This window comes from Klebsiella sp. 141153 (assembly GCF_032601995.1).
Lineage (GTDB): Bacteria > Pseudomonadota > Gammaproteobacteria > Enterobacterales > Enterobacteriaceae > Klebsiella > Klebsiella aerogenes.
The window spans coordinates 121,621-141,279 of sequence record NZ_JAQIRJ010000005.1; the positions used below are offsets into that span (position 1 = coordinate 121,621).

The window sequence follows — 19,659 nt, forward strand, 5'->3', positions numbered from 1 at the left end:
TTTCCTTGGCGGGATATCGTGCTATTCTCTGTGGCCTCTAAAGCAGTGTGAAGCACACCCACAGGAGTTTTCAGACGCATGTCTTCCCGCAATAATCCGGCGCGTATCGCCATCGTGATGGGGTCCAAAAGCGACTGGACTACCATGCAGTTCGCCGCAGAAATCCTTGATACCCTGAACGTTCCGCACCATGTTGAAGTGGTTTCCGCCCACCGTACGCCCGATAAACTGTTTAGCTTCGCCGAAAGCGCCGAAAGCAACGGTTATCAGGTGATCATCGCCGGTGCGGGCGGCGCGGCGCATTTGCCGGGCATGATTGCAGCGAAAACTCTGGTGCCGGTGCTTGGCGTGCCGGTTCAGAGCGCAGCGTTAAGCGGCGTTGACAGCCTCTACTCTATCGTTCAAATGCCGCGCGGCATCCCGGTCGGCACGCTGGCCATCGGCAAAGCCGGCGCCGCTAACGCCGCCCTGCTCGCCGCGCAAATTCTCGCCCAGCATGATGCTGAGCTGCACCAGCGTCTGAGCGCCTGGCGTCAGGCGCAAACCGATGAGGTGCTGGATAACCCGGACCCGCGAGGTGCGGCATGAAACAGGTTTGCGTCCTCGGTAACGGACAGTTAGGCCGCATGCTGCGTCAGGCCGGTGAACCGCTGGGCATCGCCGTCTGGCCGGTTGGCCTGGAAGCCGACCCGGAAGCGGTGCCGTTCCAGCAAAGCGTCATCACCGCCGAAATCGAACGCTGGCCGGAAACCGCTTTAACCCGTGAGCTGGCGCGCCATCCGGCGTTCGTTAACCGCGACGTTTTTCCGATCATCGCCGACCGCCTGACCCAGAAACAGTTGTTCGACAAACTTGGCCTCGCCACCGCGCCGTGGCAGCTACTGGCGGATAAAAGCGAGTGGCCCGCCGTGTTTGCCCGTCTGGGCGAACTGGCTATCGTCAAGCGCCGCGTTGGCGGCTACGATGGCCGCGGCCAGTGGCGTTTACGCGAGAACGAAACCACACAACTACCCGATGATAACTACGGCGAGTGTATCGTTGAGCAGGGTATTAACTTCTCCGGCGAGGTGTCGCTGGTCGGCGCCCGCGGCCGCGACGGCAGCACGGTGTTTTATCCGCTGACCCGCAACCTGCACCAGGACGGCATTCTGCGCGCCAGCGTCGCCTTCCCGCAGGCCAATGCCCGCCAGCAGGCGCAGGCGGAAAGCATGCTGACGGCGATCATGAACGAGCTCGACTACGTGGGCGTGATGGCCATGGAGTGCTTCGTCACCGCCGAGGGACTGCTGATCAACGAGCTGGCGCCGCGCGTACATAATAGCGGCCACTGGACACAGAACGGCGCTTCCATTAGCCAGTTTGAACTGCACCTGCGCGCCATTACCGATCTACCGCTGCCGCCACCGGTGGTCAACAGCCCGTCGGTGATGATCAATCTGATCGGCAGCGATCTGAACTACGACTGGCTAAAACTGCCGCTGGTGCATCTGCACTGGTACGACAAAGAGGTTCGTCCGGGGCGTAAAGTCGGCCACCTGAATCTGACCGACAGCGATACCGATCGCCTGAGCGCCACGCTGGAAGCGCTGAAACCGCTCCTGCCAGCCGAATACGCCAGCGGTGTTTTCTGGGCGCAATCGCAGCTTAATTAAGCCATTCGTGCCGGGGATTTGATCTATCCCCTTCCCCGGCACGCCCTTCGGCGCGTAGAATCCCCACCTCGCAGTAAGCACATCTGGTTTTAACTCAAAAGGACGACCCATGGAAAATGGGAGACACTATCGCGCCATCCTCAGCGCGGATACGCCGCTTATCGACGTCCGCGCACCGGTGGAATTTCAGCAAAGCGCGATGCCCGCGGCGATTAACCTACCGCTGATGAACGATGACGAACGCGCCGCCGTCGGCACCTGTTACAAGCGCCAGGGGCCGGAAGCGGCATTAGCCCTCGGCCATAAGCTGGTCGATGGCGACCTGCGAGCCAGCCGTCTCAAGGCGTGGCTGGAGGCCTGCGCCCGCTATCCGCAGGGCTATCTGTGCTGCGCCCGCGGCGGCCAGCGCTCGCATATCGTGCAGCAGTGGCTGCGGGAAGCGGGCGTCGATTATCCGCTGATTGTCGGCGGCTACAAAGCGCTACGCCAGGCGGCAATACAGGCTACCGAGGAGCTGGTACAGCGCCCTATCGTGCTGATTGGCGGCTGCACCGGCAATGGCAAAACCCAGCTGGTTTGCTCGCGCCCGGACGGTATCGATCTTGAAGGTCACGCCCACCACCGCGGTTCGTCATTTGGCCGAACGCTACTGCAGCAACACCCGCAGGCGACGTTCGAAAACCATCTGGCGGTCACCCTGCTTAAAAAAGCTGAACAACAGACACGCTGGGTGCTGGAAGATGAAGGCCATATGATCGGCGCGAACCACCTGCCGGAGTGCCTGCGTATCCGCATGGCGCAATCGCCGCTGGCGGTGGTGGAAGATCCGTTTGACGTTCGTCTGGAGCGACTGCGCGAAGAGTACTTCGATCGTATGCATCGCGACTTTATTGCCGCCTATGGCGAAGAGAAAGGCTGGCAGGAATATAGCGAGTATCTGCATCACGGGCTGTTTGCCATCCGGCGTCGGCTAGGGCTACAGCGCTTTGCCCAGCTAAGCGAACTGCTCGACGCGGCGCTGTCGCAGCAGCAGCGTACCGCCAGTACCGAGGCGCACTTCGCCTGGCTGGTTCCGCTGTTAAATGAATACTACGACCCGATGTATCGCTATCAGTTGGGGAAAAAAGCCGGGAAGATTATCTTTCGCGGTAACTGGCAGGATGTCGCCGCCTGGCTGGCGAAGTAGTTCCCCAACCAGACGGCTTTCCGGGTAGCGGCTGGCGCCTTACCCTACCTACGGTCCGTGCGGCCTCCCTTTAATTCAATCATCGTGCTGGCTGAAACTGCCGGTACCAATGGCCTCAAAACCCCCGGTGGCGCTGCCGCTTACCGGGGCTACAGCGCTGTGCGATTTGGTAGCCCGGAGAAGGCGCAACGCGCCGCCTCCGGGAAAACCCCAGTGCGACAAAATCGTTGCCAACCGATAACAGTATCTACGCCGGCATGTGATCTGTAGGCCCGCGCAAGCCGGGGAAATTCCCGGCTTGCGGCGGCTCATCGTTAGAAGTCGTAGCGCAGACGCACCAGGTTCATATCGCCCAGATCATCGGTGCTGGAGGTAAACACGTGCTCGTAATCAACACGGAAACCGTAATCCAGCTGGAAGCTAATACCCAAACCGTTATCAATACGCTGGTAGTTGCGGCCATTCACGTACTCCAGGCGGTCGCCCATAAAGTACGGTTGAATAGATTTAACAGCGTATTGATTGATCGGGAATTTATAGCCCGCAAAGTATTCAATACCCCAGGCATCGCCGGCGAAATAGTTATGAACATCGGTTTTCTTGGTAGTCAGGAAGTTCTGATACCAGCCGCCGCCGAAGGAGAAGGTCCAGTTATCCGGAGTCCAGCTCAACGCGGTACCGACAATATTCTGGTCGTAGGTTTTGCTATTGGAGCTTGACGGATCGCGCATTTCGGCGCGGGTGTAGTTCCACGCGGTACCCCAGGTCAGGTCCTTCATGATGTGGTAATCCACGCCGATAGACCCGCCGCCTTTACGCTTGTAGCGCAGACCATCGCCCGGCAGATATTCGCTATCTTCAAACAGATAGGAGCCATACAGATCGACATCACCGACGGTTTTCTTATATTTCAACATATTGCGTGAACGATAAGAACCATCGTAATCGCCGTTAATACCGTTACCCGGAGCCTGACCGATCATATCGTAGTCCCAGATATCGGTTTTCACGCCGACGACATCATAGTAAATACTGTTTTGCTGACCGTAGGTTAAGGTACCCCAGGTATCGCTCTTCAGACCGGTGAACAACATACGGCGGGTGGTATTATTCGCCCCTTCCGCGTAGTGATTGTCCCAATCGAACAGCGCCGGAATATTGACGCCCAGTTCGTAGTAGCTGATCCAGCTAATATCATCAAAGAGATAGTAATCAGCCGCGAAACGGAAACGGGTGCCGCCATCGAAACCGTTACGCTTGTAGGAACCTTTATCGCCATCGCCGGTCATCATATTGAACTGCGGACGAATACTCCCGCCGACGGTAAAGTTAAGGCGACTTAACGGATCGCCCGCCTGCGGATCTTGTTTCAGCAGCGTAATCTCAGCCTGGGATGCAAAAGAGGTTAACGCTAATGCTGCGCCGATCGAGATCGCCAGCGCTTTTATTTTATGTGCCATGCTTTTTCCTTGAGTAATAAGCAACCTTATATTTGCCAGTTGAATATTAACTGCGAATTAGCACGACGTGTTGTTGGGTTTTTAATGTTTTGTGCGCTTAAAAATCAAGGAATTATCATTTTGTGCCGTTAAAATAAAAGCGCCGCGAAATTGCGCGGCGCTTCATAAAAATGAAATCTATTTACTGGTTAAATTGTCGGAATAACGCTTTACCTTTTAATAAGCGTAATCCCAACCAACCGCCGCACAACGATAATAAAATAGCGCCTGAGAGTGGCAGCATCACCCACAGCCGCCAGTCCGGCGTCCATGGAAAATCAAACACTTTGGTTTGCAGCATCGCCAGCGCCACCTCGGCGCCAATGGCCGCCACCAGCCCCGAAACCACGCCAAGCAGGGCGAACTCCACCCACAACGTGGTGCGCAGCAAGACTTTACCGGCCCCCAGCGTCCGCCAGACGACCAGCTCCTGATGCCGCTGGCGCATCCCGACCTGCACCTGGGCCAGCAGCAATAGCACGCCACAGGCGGTGACCAGCACCACCATGACCTCCAGCGCCCGACTGACCTGCGTCAACACCTGGCCGACCTGGCGCAGGATGGCGCCGATATCCAGCAGGCTAACGGTGGGAAACTCGCGGTTAAGCTGGGTCAGCATCGCGTTGCCATTATCCCAACGGAAGCTGGTAAGCCAGCTTTGCGGCTGCCCATCCAGCGCCCCCGGCGGGAAAATAAAGAAGAAGTTGGGCCGCAGGCTCTCCCAGTCAACTTTGCGCACGCTGGTCACCTTAGCGCTAAATTGCTGGGTGTCGCCGGTAAAGGTGACGCTATCACCGATCCTGACGCCCAGCCGCTGCGCCAGCCCCTCTTCAATCGACACCTCGCCCGCCTTCGGCGGCCAGCTCCCGTCCACCAGCGGATTATGATCCGGGCGCTGCTCGCTCCAGGTGAGATTAAGCTCGCGGTTTAGCGCTTCGTCTTTATTGCCCTCGGTGGTTTGACCGTTAATCTGCGTCAGCCGCGCGCGCACGATGGGGTAAAACTCCGCCGCCCGGGTCTGGTGTTCGGCGAGGAATGTCTTCACCGGAACTACCTGTTCGGGAGCGATATTAATCAGAAAGTAGTTCGGACTTTCCGGCGGCAGCTGCTGCTGCCAGCGTTCGAGCAAATCGCCGCGTAACACCAACAGCAGAGCCAGCAGCATAAACGACAGTGAAAACGCCGCCAGTTGGCTCAGCGTTGACCACGGCTGGCGCAACAGACGGTTCACCGCCAGGCGCAGCGGCAACGCTTTTAGCGTGACGCGCTTGAGCAACCACAGCAAGGCCCAGCCTACCAGCCCGCATAGCAGCGCCAGCACCAAGGCCCCGACCAGCACCGACCACAGTAGCGGGCTACCGCCCATCAGCCAGGCCAGTCCGCCGACAACCACCGCGCAGACCACGGGAATATAGTGTTTTAACGGCCAGACGTTAGCCACCACATCTTGCCGCAATACCCGCAGCGGCAGGGTCGCCAGCAGCAGCCGATAGGGCCGCCAGCCGACCAGCAGCGAAATCACCACCATCGCGCCGATAGCCCAAAGCCACGGCCAGCCGCTGGCGGGCGGCAGCGCGGCGGGCAGCACCGGTTTAAGCATCAGCAGCAGGGCTTTTTCCAGCAGCAGCCCCATCGCGCCCCCCGCCGCAACCGCCAGCATCAGCAACATTAGCCACTGACCGACGATAAGTTTACGCAGCTGCGCCCGCCCGGCGCCTAAGGTTTTGAGAATAGCGACCAGATCGTAGCGGCTGCGGCAGTAATGCCCCATCGCGACCGCGACCGCGGCGACCGCCAGCAGCAACGTTAGTAACGCGGACAGCAGTAAAAATTGCTGCGAGCGCTCCAGCGATTTACCCAACGCGCTATCATCCTGCTCCAGGCCAATCCAGCGATGTTCCGCACCGAGCTTCGGCAATAGCCACCGCTCGTAGGCCGCCAGCTGCTGCGCGCTACCGGCGAACTTATAGCGCCAGGAGACGCGGCTGCCGGGCTGTACCGCGCCGGTTTTCGCCACATCGGCGATATTCATCATTAGCCGCGGCGCCATCTGGAAGGGGTTGAAGCCGGCGTCAGGCTCCTGAATGACCTCGCCGGCGATGCGCAAGGTAGCGTCGCCAACATCAATGTTATCGCCGGTTTTTAGATTCAGCAGCGCCATCAGCCTCGGCGCCAGCAGGACGCTGCCGCGCTGCGGTTTTAATCCCGCCGGAGAGGTCTCCAGCGTGCCGTACAGCGGATAAGTATCATCAACCGCTTTGACATCCGCCAGTTGCGGAGTATCTACAGCGAAAGTCATGGTGGCGAAGCTCAGCTGTTCGCCCACGGTTAACCCGAGCGCGCGCGCCTCAGCGATCCACTCGGCGGGCACTTCGCGTGAACTGCGCAAGGTGCGATCCCCGGCCATAAATTCGCGGCTTTGCTGGCTCAACCCTTTTTCCATACGGTCGCTGATTGAGCCCAGCGCCAGCACGCAGGCCACCGCCATGCTCAATGCCAGCCAGACGATGAGCAGTGAAGGCGAGCGCCATTCGCGCCAGAACCAGCGGGCTATCATGCTTCCTCCTGCAACTTGCCATCCACCAGGCGTAAGCGACGATCGCAACGCGCCGCCAGCAGCGGATCGTGGGTCACCAGAATTAGGGTGGTGCCGTGTTCGCGGTTGAGTGAGAACAGCAGATCGGCGATTTTATCGCCGGTGTGACGGTCGAGATTACCGGTCGGCTCATCGGCAAATAGCAGCGCCGGACGGCCGTTAAAGGCGCGGGCCAGCGCCACTCGCTGCTGCTCGCCGCCGGAAAGCTGCGCCGGCAAATGGTGCAGGCGTTTGCCAAGCCCCAGCTGTTCAAGCAGCGCGCGCGCATCGCCGCGGCTTTGGCTATCGCTGGCGCCGCGCAGCAAGGCCGGCAGCTCGACGTTCTCCAGGGCGTTTAGCGTCGGAATCAACATAAACGATTGAAAGACAAAGCCTACGTGCTTCGCGCGTAACGTCGCCCTCGCCTCTTCATCCATCTGATGCAGCGGCTGCCCCAAAAGAGACACTTCGCCGCTGCTGCCGTCGTCGAGCCCGGCAAGTATCGCCAGCAGCGTGGATTTCCCGGAACCGGACTCGCCAATCAGGGCGATGGTTTGCCCCGGTTTGACAACCAGCTCAACTCCGGTAAGGATGGACAACTGATGCTCTCCCTGACCGACGGATTTCTTAAGATGATGAACTTCAAGTATGTTTTCCGCTGGCATTTGCCTTTCCTGTTTATGGTTCTGTTTACCTGCCGCGCAATGGCGGCGGATACGCTGTTAGTGCTTGGCGATAGCCTGAGCGCCGGCTATCGAATGGCGGCCAATACGGCCTGGCCTGCTCTGCTTAATGAGAAGTGGCAGGCCAAAACGACGGTGGTCAACGCCAGTATCAGCGGCGACACCTCGCAGCAGGGACTGGCGCGCCTGCCGGCGCTACTGAAGCAGCACCAGCCGCGCTGGGTGCTGGTGGAACTGGGCGGCAACGACGGGCTGCGTGGTTTCCCGCCGCAGCAAACGGAGCAGACGCTGCGTACCGTTATTCAGGATATCAAAGCGGCGAAGGCCCAGCCGCTGCTGATGCAAATACGCCTGCCCGCCAACTATGGGCGCCGTTATAATGAAGCCTTTAGCGCGATATATCCGCAACTGGCCAAAGAGTTCGATATTCCTCTGCTGCCCTTTTTTATGGAGGAGGTTTATCTCAAGCCACAATGGATGCAGGACGACGGCATTCATCCTAATCGCGATGCGCAACCGTTTATTGCCGACTGGATGGCAACCCGGTTGGCTCCCTTAGTTAATCATGACTCCTGAACGCCGGGAGTCATTCACAGGTAAAGTTATGCAAAAATCGGTTTTAGTTACAGGATGTTCCAGCGGAATTGGCCTCGAAAGCGCGCTCGATTTAAAACGCCAGGGCTTTCGGGTACTGGCCGCCTGCCGTAAGGGGGAGGATGTCGCCCGTATGCAGGAACTGGGTCTGACCGGTATTTTGCTGGATCTCGATGACCCGCAAAGCGTCGAAAACGCCGCCGCCGAGGTCATCGCGCTGACCGGGAACCGCCTGTATGGCCTGTTCAATAATGCTGGCTACGGCGTCTACGGTCCGCTCATCACCATCAGCCGTCAGCAAATGGAACAGCAGTTTTCCGCCAACTTTTTCGGCGCCCACCAGCTCACCATGCTGCTGCTGCCCGCTATGCAGCCGCACGGCGAGGGCCGCATCGTGATGACCTCTTCGGTGATGGGGCTGATTTCCAGCCCCGGCCGCGGCGCCTATGCCGCCAGTAAATACGCGCTGGAGGCGTGGTCCGATGCCCTGCGCATGGAGCTCCGCCACAGCGGCATTAAAGTCAGCCTGATTGAACCTGGGCCGATACGCACCCGCTTTACCAACAACGTTAACCAGACCGGCGACAAGACGGTAGAGAACCCAGGCATTGCCGCGCGCTTTACGCTCGGCCCGGAGGCGGTGGTGGAAAAAGTGCGTCACGCCTTCGTCAGCGACAAGCCGAAACTGCGCTATCCGGTGACGCTGGTCACCCACGCGGTAGGCTGGTTAAAACGCCTGCTGCCGGCCCGTGCAATGGACAAAATTATCCAGGGCTGAGTTGAAGCGCTGAATGTCGCCCCCATCTAAAACAGAAATCGACTAACGAGATACGCCCATGTCCGAACAGAATATTGTCAATATTACCGAAGCCAACCTGCAGCAGACGCTGCAGCAATCCATGAACGCGCCGGTGCTGTTTTATTTCTGGTCCGCCCGCAGCCAGCACTGCGAACAGCTGACGCCGGTGCTTGAGCGCCTGGCCGCCCAATACCACGGTCAGTTTACGCTGGCGAAGGTAGATTGCGACGCGGAGCAAATGCTAGCTTCGCAGTTTGGTCTGCGCGCGATACCGACGGTGTATCTGTTCCAGAACGGCCAGCCGGTAGATGGTTTTGAAGGCCCGCAGCCGGAAGAAGCCATCCGCGCCCTGCTGGATAAAGTACTGCCGCGCGAAGAAGAATTGAAAGCGCAAGAAGCGCTGGCGCTGATGCAGGAAGAAAAATACGCCGATGCGCTGCCGCTGCTGAAAGATGCCTGGCAGTTGTCTAACCAGGATAGCCAGATTGGCCTGCTGCTGGCGGAAACGCTCATTGCCCTGCAGCGTTCCGATGAGGCTGAAAGCGTGCTGAAAACCGTGCCGCTGCAGGATCAGGACACCCGTTATCAGGGGCTGGTGGCGCAGATTGAGCTGCTTAAGCAGGCCGCCGATACCCCGGAAATCCAGCAACTGCAGCAGCAGGTCGAGCAGAACCCGGACGACGCGGCGCTGGCGTCTCAGCTGGCGTTGCAGTTGCACCAGGTCGGGCGCAACGAAGAAGCGCTGGCGCTGCTGTTCACGCATCTGCAAAAAGATTTAGGCGCCGGCGATGGCCAGGTTCGCAAAATGCTGCAGGAGATCCTCGCGGCGCTCGGTACCGGAGACGCCCTGGCGGCGAAATACCGCCGCCAGCTGTATTCATTGCTGTACTAATCAGAGGCGCTGACCCGGATAGCGCTACGCTTATCCGGGCTACAGATTACGCCGTGGTAGCCCGGGTAAGGCGTAAGCCGCTACCCGGGAATGCTTACAGGATTAACACAAAGCACATGTTTTTCCCCAAGCAAAACAGTTGCAAACCGATAACAGTATCTGCAGCCTGTGGTAGCCCGGGTAAGGCGTAAGCCGCTACCCGGGAATGCTTACAGGATTAACACAAAGCACATGTTTTTCCCCAAGCAAAACAGTTGCATACCGATAACAGTATCTGCAGCCCTGTGGTAGCCCGGGTAAGGCGTAAGCCGCTACCCGGGAATGCTTACAGGATTAACACAAAGCACATGTTTTTCCCCAAGCAAAACAGTTGTATACCGATAACAGTATCTGCAGCCCTGTGGTAGCCCGGGTAAGGCGTAAGCCGCTACCCGGGAATGCTTACGGGCGCTTTTTCAACTGCGTCACCACCAGTTGATGACGGGTATTGAAGAACTTCCGGTAAGTCAGATAGCCGGCAATAATCGTCGACAGGCTGGCGGTCGACAGCAACATAAATGTGACCATAATCTGATACTTAATCGCCTTCACCGGGTCAATCCCGGCGAAAATCAACCCCGACATCATCCCCGGCAGACTCACCAGTCCGACCGTTTTCGCTGAATCTACCGTGGGAATCAACGAGGCGCGTATGCTGTCGCGGATCAGCCGCGCGGAGGCCATCTTCGGCGTCGCGCCGAGGCTTAGCTTCTCCTGAATCTGCTGCTGCTCACTGTTAAAACGCTGGCCCATATTGTTGTAGCACAGCCCTACCGCCACCATAGCGTTACCGGCCACCATGCCGGCAATCGGAATAACCTGCATCGGCACAAAGGCGATCGACCCCGAGAAGACCAGCACCGCCAGGGTTAGTCCGGCGCCGGTGGTAATAGCGATAAACGATGAGACAAAAGCTTTGTCGATATATTTACTGCGCTTCTTCGCATTCCACGCCGCGTTAAAGCAGATGAACAGCACCATCAATAGCGTTAACACCGCATGGTTAACGTTAAAGATATATTTCAGCACGTAGCCGACGATGATGAGTTGCACTATAGCCCGGCAAATACTCCAGATAATATCTTTTTCCAGCGCCAGCTTTTCCCGATAGCTCACAACGATCGCCACCAGCACCAGCACCATCGAGAGCGCCAGCGATTCGTTAGTAATATTATGCCCGTTCATTTTTCCCCTCCTGCATTTTCCCGCCAGCAGGCTGTAGCGTAATCACTTCATCAGCGTGGGCAATTTCGTTCTGGTCGTGAGTGACCCACAGAATGGCCATTCCTTTTTCCGTCGCGTAGCGATGAATAATCTCGTTAACGTTGCGCTTATTGCTCTCATCCAGCGCGCTGGTAATTTCATCCAGCAGCAGCACCTGCGGCAGAAACTGCAGATTACGAATGAGCGAGACCCGCTGTTTTTCGCCGCCGGACAATTCGTTAATCGATTTCTCCAGCGTATTATCCGCCAGCCCGAAGCGTTCGAGATCGGCAATCAGCGCTTTAGGATCCGGCTGTTTGTTGCGGATCTGCCATGGGAAAACCAGGTTGTCGTAGACCGAATCGCCGAATAGCGCCGGAGTTTGCGCGCAATAAGAGACCTGCTGGCGATAGTTTTCCGGCGACAGCGTAGTGATATCGGTATCGTTGAAAAAAATCTCTCCGCTGGTCGGGCTCAGCAGAGAGGCGATGATTTTCAGTAACGTACTTTTGCCGCATCCGGATGGCCCGGTAATTAACTTAAACTCTCCAGCCCTAATCCGGAGATCGATATTATTCAGGATGACCGCGTCGTCGGTTTTAAAACCAACGCCCTCGAGGCGCAAAATCGCGTTATTTTCCTTCATTATATGTCCAATTAATTTCCTAAAACGCAGACAGTTTACTCCAGTTTTCTTTCACCGGAACAAGGAGAAAGTTATACTCTGTTTAAATCTGCGCCATTTCGCTGCGGCGCCCATCAGGCAACAAGACAGGAGGTTTTTGATGCTGATTTTTATCCCCGTTCTTATTTTTGTCGCACTGGTCATTGTGGGGGCGGCAGTAAAAATCGTGCCGCAGGGTTATCAATGGACCGTCGAACGCTTTGGCCGCTACACGCAGACGCTGCAGCCGGGCTTAAGTTTAGTGGTACCGTTTATGGATCGCATCGGCCGCAAAGTGAACATGATGGAGCAGGTACTGGATATCCCTTCGCAGGAAGTCATCTCCCGCGATAACGCCAACGTCACCATTGACGCCGTCTGCTTCATCCAGGTGATCGATGCGCCAAAAGCCGCCTATGAAGTCAGTAATCTTGAGCTGGCGATCGTCAATCTGACGATGACCAACATTCGTACCGTACTCGGCTCGATGGAGCTGGATGAAATGCTCTCCCAGCGCGATAGCATTAACACTCGCCTGCTGCATATCGTCGACGATGCCACCAATCCGTGGGGGGTGAAAATCACCCGTGTCGAAATCCGCGACGTTCGCCCGCCGGCGGAGCTTATCTCCTCGATGAACGCCCAGATGAAAGCTGAGCGAACCAAACGCGCTTATATCCTCGAGGCGGAAGGGGTGCGTCAGGCGGAAATCCTCAAAGCCGAAGGTGAAAAGCAGTCGCAGATCCTCAAAGCCGAAGGCGAACGGCAGTCGGCCTTCCTGCAGGCGGAAGCCCGCGAACGTTCCGCCGAAGCGGAAGCCCGCGCCACCCAGATGGTCTCATCGGCGATTGCGTCAGGCGACATTCAGGCGATTAACTACTTCGTGGCGCAGAAATATACCGACGCGCTGCAGCAGATTGGCGCCGCCAACAACAGTAAAGTGGTGCTGATGCCGCTGGATGCCAGCAGTCTGATGGGCTCGATCGCCGGGATCGGCGAACTGCTGAAAGAGAGTAGCGCCGAGCGGAAAAAATCATGATCGCCCTGATCCTCGCTCATCCGCATATTTTCTGGCTGACCCTTGGCGGGCTGTTGCTGGCGGCAGAGATGCTCGGCAGCAATGGCTACCTGCTGTGGAGCGGCGTAGCTGGCGTGGTTACCGGCCTGCTGACCTGGGTTATTCCATTTAGTTGGGAATGGCAAGGGACGCTGTTTGCCGTCCTTACCCTGCTGGCGGCGTGGCTGTGGTCAAAATGGCTGCGTAAACGCATGAGGCAGCAGCGCCCCGCCGACGCGCAGCTTAACCAGCGCGGCCAGCAGCTGGTTGGCCGTCGTTTCACACTCGACAACGCGCTGGAAAACGGTCGCGGCCACGTCCGCGTCGGCGATAGCTCCTGGCCGGTGATTGCCGATGAAGACCTCGCGGCGGGCAGCAAGGTTGAAGTGGTCGCCGTCGAAGGCATTACCTTGCGGATAAGAGCCGCCGTCCGCTAAGCCTGCGCTTTGCGGTGACAACAGCCGGAAAGATTATCAATAATCGGGCAATCCGCGCTCTCATCACCAGGGCAGGCGTCCGCCAGCGCCAGCAGATGCGCGCGCATGTTTTGCAACTCGCGGATATGGTTCTCAATATCCGCGACTTTCTCCAGCGTTCTTTTTTTCACATCAGCGCTGTGCCGCGACGGATCGTTGAATAACGCCACCAGCTCGCGGCACTCCTCCAGATTAAATCCCACCTGCCGCGCCTGGCGCAGCAGCGTCAGTTCATCCAGATGCTTTTGACTATAGGTACGGTAGCCGTTATCGCTACGCAGCGGCGCCGTCACCAGCCCTTTCTCTTCGTAAAAACGAATCGCTTTGCTGGTTAAGCCGGTTTTTTTCGCCACATCGCTAATATTCATTTTTCCCCCTTGACCTTCCCCTTGCTGGAAGGTTTAACCTTCTTAATACTCGATGAAAGAGTGTGTTCGGTCAATCATTAACCGGAAATTATTCAGGAGTTATTTATGTCTAACACTATCGACCTGACGCTTGATGGCCTCTCCTGCGGCCACTGCGTTAAACGCGTGAAAGAGAGCCTGGAACAGCGTCCCGACGTTGAACAGGCGGAGGTTACCGTTACCGAAGCCCACGTCACGGGCAGCGCCAGCGCTGAAGCCCTGATTGAGACCATCAAACAAGCCGGATACGGCGCGGAGCTCAGCCACCCAAAGGCTAAACCGCTGGCAGAATCATCAATCCCGTCGGAAGCACTGACAGCGGCCACTCCCGAGCTTCCGGCAGCCCATGACGAGGATGACAGTCAACAGCTGCTGATCAACGGCATGAGCTGCGCCAGCTGCGTTTCCCGGGTACAAAACGCGCTTGCCGCGGTGCCGGGAGTCTCACAGGCGCGGGTAAACCTGGCGGAACGCACTGCGCTGGTGATGGGCAGCGCGTCCGCCGCAGAATTAGTGCAGGCGGTGGAAAAAGCCGGCTACGGCGCGGAGGCTATCGAAGACGATCTGAAACGCCGCGAACGGCAGCAGGAAACCGCCATCGCCACCATGAAACGTTTTCGCTGGCAGGCGATTGTCGCCCTGCTGGTCGGCGTGCCGGTCATGGTCTGGGGCATGATTGGCGATAACATGATGGTCAGCGACGACAATCGATCGCTGTGGCTGGTCATCGGCCTCATCACCCTCGCGGTGATGGTCTTCGCTGGCGGTCACTTCTACCGCAGCGCCTGGAAAAGCCTGAAAAACGGCACCGCCACCATGGATACGCTGGTGGCGCTGGGAACCGGGGTGGCCTGGCTGTACTCCATGAGCGTCAACCTGTGGCCGCAGTGGTTCCCGATGGAAGCGCGCCACCTGTATTACGAAGCCAGCGCGATGATCATTGGTCTTATCAACCTCGGCCATATGCTGGAAGCCCGCGCGCGCCAGCGCTCCTCGAAAGCGCTGGAAAAACTGCTCGACCTGACGCCGCCTTCGGCACGCGTCGTGACGGCTGAAGGCGAGAAAGATCTGCCGCTCGCGGAAGTTGAGGCGGGTATGACGCTGCGTCTGACCACTGGCGATCGCGTTCCGGTTGACGGCGTGATAAGCCAGGGCGAAGCCTGGTTTGATGAAGCCATGCTCACCGGCGAACCGGTACCGCAGCAAAAAGGCGATGGCGACGCCATTCATGCCGGTACCGTGGTGCAGGACGGCAGCGTGCTGTTTACCGCCAGCGCCGTCGGCAGCCAGACCACGCTGGCGCGGATTATTCGCATGGTGCGCCAGGCGCAAAGTAGCAAACCGGAAATCGGCCAACTGGCAGATAAAATCTCTGCGGTATTTGTTCCGGCAGTGGTAGCCATTGCGCTGATTAGCGCCGGTATCTGGTACTTCTTCGGCCCGGCGCCGCAAATCGTCTATACCCTGGTCATTGCCACCACGGTACTGATTATCGCCTGTCCATGCGCATTGGGCCTGGCGACGCCGATGTCGATTATTTCCGGCGTCGGCCGGGCGGCGGAATACGGCGTGCTGGTGCGTGACGCCGATGCTCTGCAGCGCGCCAGTGAACTCGACACCCTGGTGTTCGATAAAACCGGTACCCTGACCGAAGGCAAGCCGCAGGTGGTGGCCGTGAAAACCTTCGCAGGGTTTGATGAAACAACCGCGGTGCGTCTTGCCGCCGCGCTCGAGCAAGGCTCAAGCCATCCGCTGGCGCGGGCGATCCTCGATAAAGCCGCCGACAGCACTTTACCGGAAGTAAGCGGCTTCCGTACCCTGCGCGGGCTTGGCGTCAGCGGTGAAGCGGAAGGTCATCGACTGCTGCTCGGCAACCAGGCGCTGCTTAACGAGCAGCATATCGCCACCGCGGAACTGGAAAGCGAGATGACGACACAGGCCTCGCGCGGCGCCACGCCGGTACTGCTGGCGATCGATGGTCAGGCCGCGGCGCTGTTCGCCATCCGCGACCCGCTACGTGAAGATAGCGTCGACGCGCTGGCGCGCCTGCATCGGCAGGGCTATCGTCTGGTAATGCTCACCGGGGATAACCCGACCACCGCCAATGCCATCGCCAAAGAAGCGGGCATTGATGAAGTGATCGCCGGCGTGCTGCCGGACGGTAAAGCCGACGCCATTAAACGTCTGCAGAGCCAGGGGCACAAAGTGGCGATGGTCGGCGACGGTATTAATGACGCCCCGGCGCTGGCGCAGGCGGATGTTGGTATCGCCATGGGCGGCGGCAGCGATGTCGCCATTGAGACCGCGGCGATCACCCTGATGCGCCATAGCCTTAACGGCGTGGCCGATGCTTTAGCGATTTCGAAAGCGACGTTACGCAACATGAAACAGAACCTGCTGGGCGCATTTGTTTACAACTCACTGGGCATCCCGATTGCCGCCGGGATCCTCTGGCCGCTGACCGGTACCCTGCTGAACCCGGTGGTCGCCGGCGCGGCAATGGCGCTGTCGTCAATCACCGTGGTCAGTAACGCTAATCGCCTGCTGCGCTTTAAACCGAAAGATTAGCGCAGTCACCGGAAAACGGGCGCTGAGGTTACTCAGCGCCCGTTTATTTCCTGGCGACAATAAAAAACCGCGGGAAAGATGACGGCCACCACCATATGCGCTAGCATGAATGCCTCACACTTCGGAGCGCGTATGGGCCTGTTAAACCGAATAAAAATGCTGTGGCGAGCCGCCGTCGGCTCGTCTTATTCCTGGCCTGCAATGGATATCGTCCTGCCCGGCGAACGTTATTTACACCTCGTCGGCAGCATCCATATGGGCACCCGCGACATGGCGCCGCCGCCGGCTAAGTTACTGAAAAAGATACGTCAGGCCGACGCCTTAATCGTCGAAGCGGACATCACCGGTAATGAAACGCCTTTCAGTAATCTCCCCTCTTATCCACCGCTGGCTGAACGTCTGAGCGAAACACAATTAGCAGAATTACGCTCACGCGCCGGCGAGCTGGGTTTATCGGTCGATCTTTTCGATAGCCAGCCGCTATGGCAGGTAGCGATGGTGCTACAAGCTACTCAGGCGCAAAAGCTAGGGTTACGCCCCGATTACGGTATTGATTACCAGTTGCTGATGGCCGCTCGCGAGAGCAACATAAGGGTGATGGAGCTGGAAGGCGCCGATAGCCAAATCGCGCTCCTGCGCAATCTGCCAGACGGCGGTAAGGCGCTGCTGGAAGATACGCTGACCCACTGGCGCACCAACGCCCGTTTACTGCAGGTCATGATTGGCTGGTGGCTGGAGCAACCGCCGTCGCGCGGCGCGGAAACGCTGCCGACGACCTTCAGCCAGTCCTTATATGATGTGTTGATGCATCAGCGCAATGTGGCCTGGCGCGACACGCTGCTTGCCCTACCGCCGGGGCGTTACGTGGTCGCCGTCGGCGCGCTGCATCTGTATGGCGAAGGGAACCTGCCGGATATGTTGACGTAAAAAAATGGCCAATATTGCTATTGGCCCGTCAAAGAGGAATTTCATCATTATTATTATCCCGGGATATACATCCCGGATCGTCTGATTGTCGCTCAAAGTGACCATCACTGCCAATACTATTGCGCAAGATGGTACTATTTTTTATACAACCCTCACGCGTATGCTGGTCATACGTTAGGTCGGTTGGTAAGAAGGATTACTATGACTCCCGCCGTTAAATTACTCGAAAAAAACAAAATTACCTTTCAGATCCACAGCTACGAACACGATCCTCAAGAGACCAATTTTGGCGATGAAGTGGTTCGCAAGCTGGGGCTCAATGCGGATCAGGTTTACAAGACGCTATTAGTGGCCGTTAACGGCGATATGAAACATCTGGCGGTCGCCGTCACCCCGGTTGCCGGACAGCTGGATTTGAAGAAAGTGGCCAAAGCGCTGGGCGCCAAGAAGGTAGATATGGCCGACCCAATGGTCGCGCAGCGGATCACCGGATACCTGGTCGGCGGCATCAGCCCGCTTGGGCAGAAAAAGCGCCTGCCGACGGTGATTGATGCCCCGGCGCAGGAGTTTGCCACCATCTATATTTCCGGCGGCAAACGCGGGCTCGATATCGAACTGGCGGCAAGCGATCTGGCGAAGCTTCTGGACGCGAAGTTCGCCGATATCGCCCGCCGCGATTGAGCACACTATCCCGGATAGCGGCGCACGCGCCTTATCCGGGCTACCCAACGGGTAGCCACGGTATGAATAGCCAACCTGAAGCCCAGGCTTACTGCCAGCTGACCTCGCCTTTCGGCTCGTAGGCTGCCGCATCCAGAGGCGAGTTCTTCTCGATGTACTCTTTCAGCACTTCGGCATCGATAAAGCCGGTATTTACGTATCCCGGTTTTTTATCGATGTGCGGGTAGCCGTCGCCGCCGGTGGCGTTAAAGCTCAGCGTCGCCATACGGTAAGTTTTCGCCGGATCCACCGGTTCGCCTTTGATTTTCAGATCGTTAAGCTTGCCATCTTTGGCAACGAAACTGACGTTGGCGAACTGCGGATAAGCGCCGGAATCCGGCTTCATCTGCGCGACGGCGGTCAGGTACTCAATCACCTCTTTACCACTCATATCGACGTAAGTCAGCACGTTGCCGAACGGCTGCACTTTCATCACGTCTTTATAGGTAATATCACCCGCTTCGATGGAGTCGCGAATACCGCCGCCGCTCATCACCGCGAAATCAGCATTGCTGCGCGCCATCTGCGCCGCCAGCAGCAGGCGCCCCATATTGGTTTGTACGAAGCGGACTTTGCTGCGATCGCCTTCAAGATGGCCGTTGACGCTACCTATTTTCACCTGTAACTGCGCCTTGCCTTTATTCTGGAATGGCGTTAACAGCGAGAGCATCTGCGGGTTTTCGGCAATTTGCGGCGTATACAACACGCGCTCGCTCTGACCGTTATCCCAGGTGACTTTCTTCTTCAGGTTGACCGGGATCAGCTGATAGTGCACCAGCTTCATCTCACCGTTGCGGAATTCAAAATCGGCGCGGCCGACATATTTCCCCCACTCGTGCGCCTGCACGATCCAGATGCCATTCTGGCGATCCGGCGCGCACGGGGTACCGGGGACATAATCGACCTGCTTTTTATTCTCCGACGCCATGCAGACCGGATCCTGCGAATGGCCGCCGACGATCATCGCCAGCGATCCCGCTGGTAAACTCCGCGCCATTTCAACGTCTCCAGGCGCGTTAGAGCCGTGATTACCGTTGTCATAGTGGCCCATGTGGGTGGTCGCCAGAATCACGTCCGGCTTTTCATTTTGCTGCAGTTCCTGAATCACCAGCTTGGCTTCCGCCGCCGGATTACGGAATTCGATATCGGTGAAATATTCCGGGTTGCCGATTTTCGCCGTATCGTCGGTCGTTAAGCCAATCACCGCAATGTTCAGCCCGCCGCGCTTAAACAGCGCCCAGGGTTTAAACAGGCGCTCGCCGGTACTTTTCTGATAGATATTGGCCGACAGGAACGGGAACTTCGACCACTTCTCCTGCTGGCGCAGCACGCTGAGCGGGTTATCAAACTCATGGTTGCCCACCGCCATGGCATCGTAGCCAATCAGGTTCATGCCGCGAAAATCGGGTTCAGCATCCTGTAAATCGGATTCTGGCACCCCGGTATTGATATCGCCGCCGGACAGCAGCAGGACGCTACCGCCTTCGGCCGCCACCTCTTTGCGAATACCGTCCACCAGCGTCTTCTGCGCCGCAAGGCCATATTCGCCGTAGTCGTTGCGCCAGAAATGACCGTGGTGGTCGTTGGTGTGCAGGATGGTGATTTTATAGGTTTTGTCCTGCTCATAGGCCTGCGCTGACAGGCTGCCCAGCGATAAGGCGGCGAATAACGCCAGCGCCACGCCGCGTTTTAAATAATGCATGTTTCACTCCCTGACT

General features: G+C 57.8%; 18 protein-coding genes. 11 read left to right on the forward strand and 7 right to left on the reverse strand.

The window, feature by feature from the left end; translation table 11 throughout:
- The first annotated feature begins 78 nt into the window (after window positions 1–78).
- The 3 genes from purE (at window position 79) to mnmH (ending at window position 2,838) form a co-directional block, all read left to right on the forward strand.
- Window positions 79–588, forward strand: coding sequence for a 5-(carboxyamino)imidazole ribonucleotide mutase (gene purE / locus PGS10_RS11790; RefSeq protein ID WP_047049486.1), 510 nt, complete (start codon window positions 79–81; stop codon window positions 586–588).
- Window positions 585–1,652 carry a 5-(carboxyamino)imidazole ribonucleotide synthase gene (purK, locus tag PGS10_RS11795; RefSeq protein ID WP_049060698.1) on the forward strand — a complete coding sequence of 356 codons (1,068 nt, stop codon included), beginning with the start codon at window positions 585–587 and terminating at the stop codon, window positions 1,650–1,652. Before purE ends, purK begins: the two co-directional genes overlap by 4 nt.
- 109 nt (window positions 1,653–1,761) lie before the next feature.
- Window positions 1,762–2,838: a tRNA 2-selenouridine(34) synthase MnmH gene (mnmH, locus tag PGS10_RS11800; RefSeq protein WP_045393474.1), complete on the forward strand. Its 1,077-nt coding sequence runs from the start codon at window positions 1,762–1,764 to the stop codon at window positions 2,836–2,838.
- 314 nt (window positions 2,839–3,152) lie between these two features.
- Here the strand turns inward: mnmH and PGS10_RS11805 are convergent, their stop codons facing one another.
- The 3 genes from PGS10_RS11805 to ybbA form a co-directional block, all read right to left on the reverse strand.
- Complete coding sequence (locus PGS10_RS11805; RefSeq protein WP_047049491.1) at window positions 3,153–4,298, reverse strand: porin; 1,146 nt, start codon at window positions 4,296–4,298, stop codon at window positions 3,153–3,155.
- Between the two features lie 181 nt (window positions 4,299–4,479).
- Window positions 4,480–6,894, reverse strand: coding sequence for a putative ABC transporter permease subunit YbbP (gene ybbP / locus PGS10_RS11810; RefSeq protein WP_316422977.1), 2,415 nt, complete (start codon window positions 6,892–6,894; stop codon window positions 4,480–4,482).
- A complete protein-coding gene (gene ybbA, locus PGS10_RS11815; protein ID WP_047049495.1) occupies window positions 6,891–7,577 on the reverse strand; it encodes a putative ABC transporter ATP-binding protein YbbA in 687 nt (228 codons plus the stop codon). Before ybbA ends, ybbP begins: the two co-directional genes overlap by 4 nt.
- On the opposite strand from ybbA, the gene tesA reads away from it, so the two are divergent.
- The 3 genes from tesA to PGS10_RS11830 are packed head-to-tail and all read left to right on the forward strand — an operon-like array spanning window position 7,548 to window position 9,880.
- Window positions 7,548–8,171 carry a multifunctional acyl-CoA thioesterase I/protease I/lysophospholipase L1 gene (tesA, locus tag PGS10_RS11820; protein WP_047049514.1) on the forward strand — a complete coding sequence of 208 codons (624 nt, stop codon included), beginning with the start codon at window positions 7,548–7,550 and terminating at the stop codon, window positions 8,169–8,171. The genes ybbA and tesA overlap by 30 nt on opposite strands.
- Complete coding sequence (locus PGS10_RS11825) at window positions 8,161–8,967, forward strand: SDR family oxidoreductase (protein ID WP_316422978.1); 807 nt, start codon at window positions 8,161–8,163, stop codon at window positions 8,965–8,967. Before tesA ends, PGS10_RS11825 begins: the two co-directional genes overlap by 11 nt.
- A 58-nt stretch (window positions 8,968–9,025) precedes the next feature.
- Window positions 9,026–9,880: a co-chaperone YbbN gene (locus PGS10_RS11830; RefSeq protein WP_015367889.1), complete on the forward strand. Its 855-nt coding sequence runs from the start codon at window positions 9,026–9,028 to the stop codon at window positions 9,878–9,880.
- Window positions 9,881–10,321: 441 nt separating this feature from the next.
- On the opposite strand, the gene fetB is transcribed toward PGS10_RS11830, so the two are convergent.
- Together fetB and fetA are read right to left on the reverse strand one after the other, a co-directional pair.
- Window positions 10,322–11,104 (reverse strand): iron efflux ABC transporter permease subunit FetB, encoded by a 783-nt coding sequence (gene fetB, locus PGS10_RS11835; RefSeq protein ID WP_045393489.1) that lies wholly within the window; start codon window positions 11,102–11,104, stop codon window positions 10,322–10,324.
- On the reverse strand, window positions 11,091–11,768 hold the full coding sequence (gene fetA, locus PGS10_RS11840) for an iron efflux ABC transporter ATP-binding subunit FetA (RefSeq protein WP_045393492.1): 678 nt from the start codon (window positions 11,766–11,768) through the stop codon (window positions 11,091–11,093). The genes fetB and fetA overlap by 14 nt, the downstream gene beginning before the upstream one ends.
- A gap of 139 nt (window positions 11,769–11,907) precedes the next feature.
- Between fetA and PGS10_RS11845 the strand changes: the two genes are divergently transcribed.
- Complete coding sequence (locus tag PGS10_RS11845) at window positions 11,908–12,825, forward strand: SPFH domain-containing protein (protein WP_020079443.1); 918 nt, start codon at window positions 11,908–11,910, stop codon at window positions 12,823–12,825.
- On the forward strand, window positions 12,822–13,280 hold the full coding sequence (locus PGS10_RS11850; RefSeq protein ID WP_045393498.1) for an NfeD family protein: 459 nt from the start codon (window positions 12,822–12,824) through the stop codon (window positions 13,278–13,280). Before PGS10_RS11845 ends, PGS10_RS11850 begins: the two co-directional genes overlap by 4 nt.
- On the opposite strand, the gene cueR is transcribed toward PGS10_RS11850, so the two are convergent.
- A complete protein-coding gene (gene cueR, locus PGS10_RS11855; protein ID WP_045393501.1) occupies window positions 13,277–13,687 on the reverse strand; it encodes a Cu(I)-responsive transcriptional regulator in 411 nt (136 codons plus the stop codon). The genes PGS10_RS11850 and cueR overlap by 4 nt on opposite strands.
- A gap of 105 nt (window positions 13,688–13,792) precedes the next feature.
- Between cueR and copA the strand changes: the two genes are divergently transcribed.
- The 3 genes from copA (at window position 13,793) to ybaK (ending at window position 17,902) form a co-directional block, all read left to right on the forward strand.
- Window positions 13,793–16,294: a copper-exporting P-type ATPase CopA gene (gene copA / locus PGS10_RS11860; RefSeq protein ID WP_047049497.1), complete on the forward strand. Its 2,502-nt coding sequence runs from the start codon at window positions 13,793–13,795 to the stop codon at window positions 16,292–16,294.
- Between the two features lie 132 nt (window positions 16,295–16,426).
- Window positions 16,427–17,221, forward strand: a complete 795-nt coding sequence (locus PGS10_RS11865; protein WP_047078637.1) for a TraB/GumN family protein — start codon at window positions 16,427–16,429, stop codon at window positions 17,219–17,221.
- Window positions 17,222–17,422: 201 nt separating this feature from the next.
- Complete coding sequence (gene ybaK, locus PGS10_RS11870; RefSeq protein WP_015367897.1) at window positions 17,423–17,902, forward strand: Cys-tRNA(Pro)/Cys-tRNA(Cys) deacylase YbaK; 480 nt, start codon at window positions 17,423–17,425, stop codon at window positions 17,900–17,902.
- 88 nt (window positions 17,903–17,990) lie between these two features.
- On the opposite strand, the gene ushA is transcribed toward ybaK, so the two are convergent.
- Window positions 17,991–19,643, reverse strand: coding sequence for a bifunctional UDP-sugar hydrolase/5'-nucleotidase UshA (gene ushA / locus PGS10_RS11875; RefSeq protein ID WP_063416585.1), 1,653 nt, complete (start codon window positions 19,641–19,643; stop codon window positions 17,991–17,993).
- Between the last annotated feature and the right edge of the window lie 16 nt (window positions 19,644–19,659).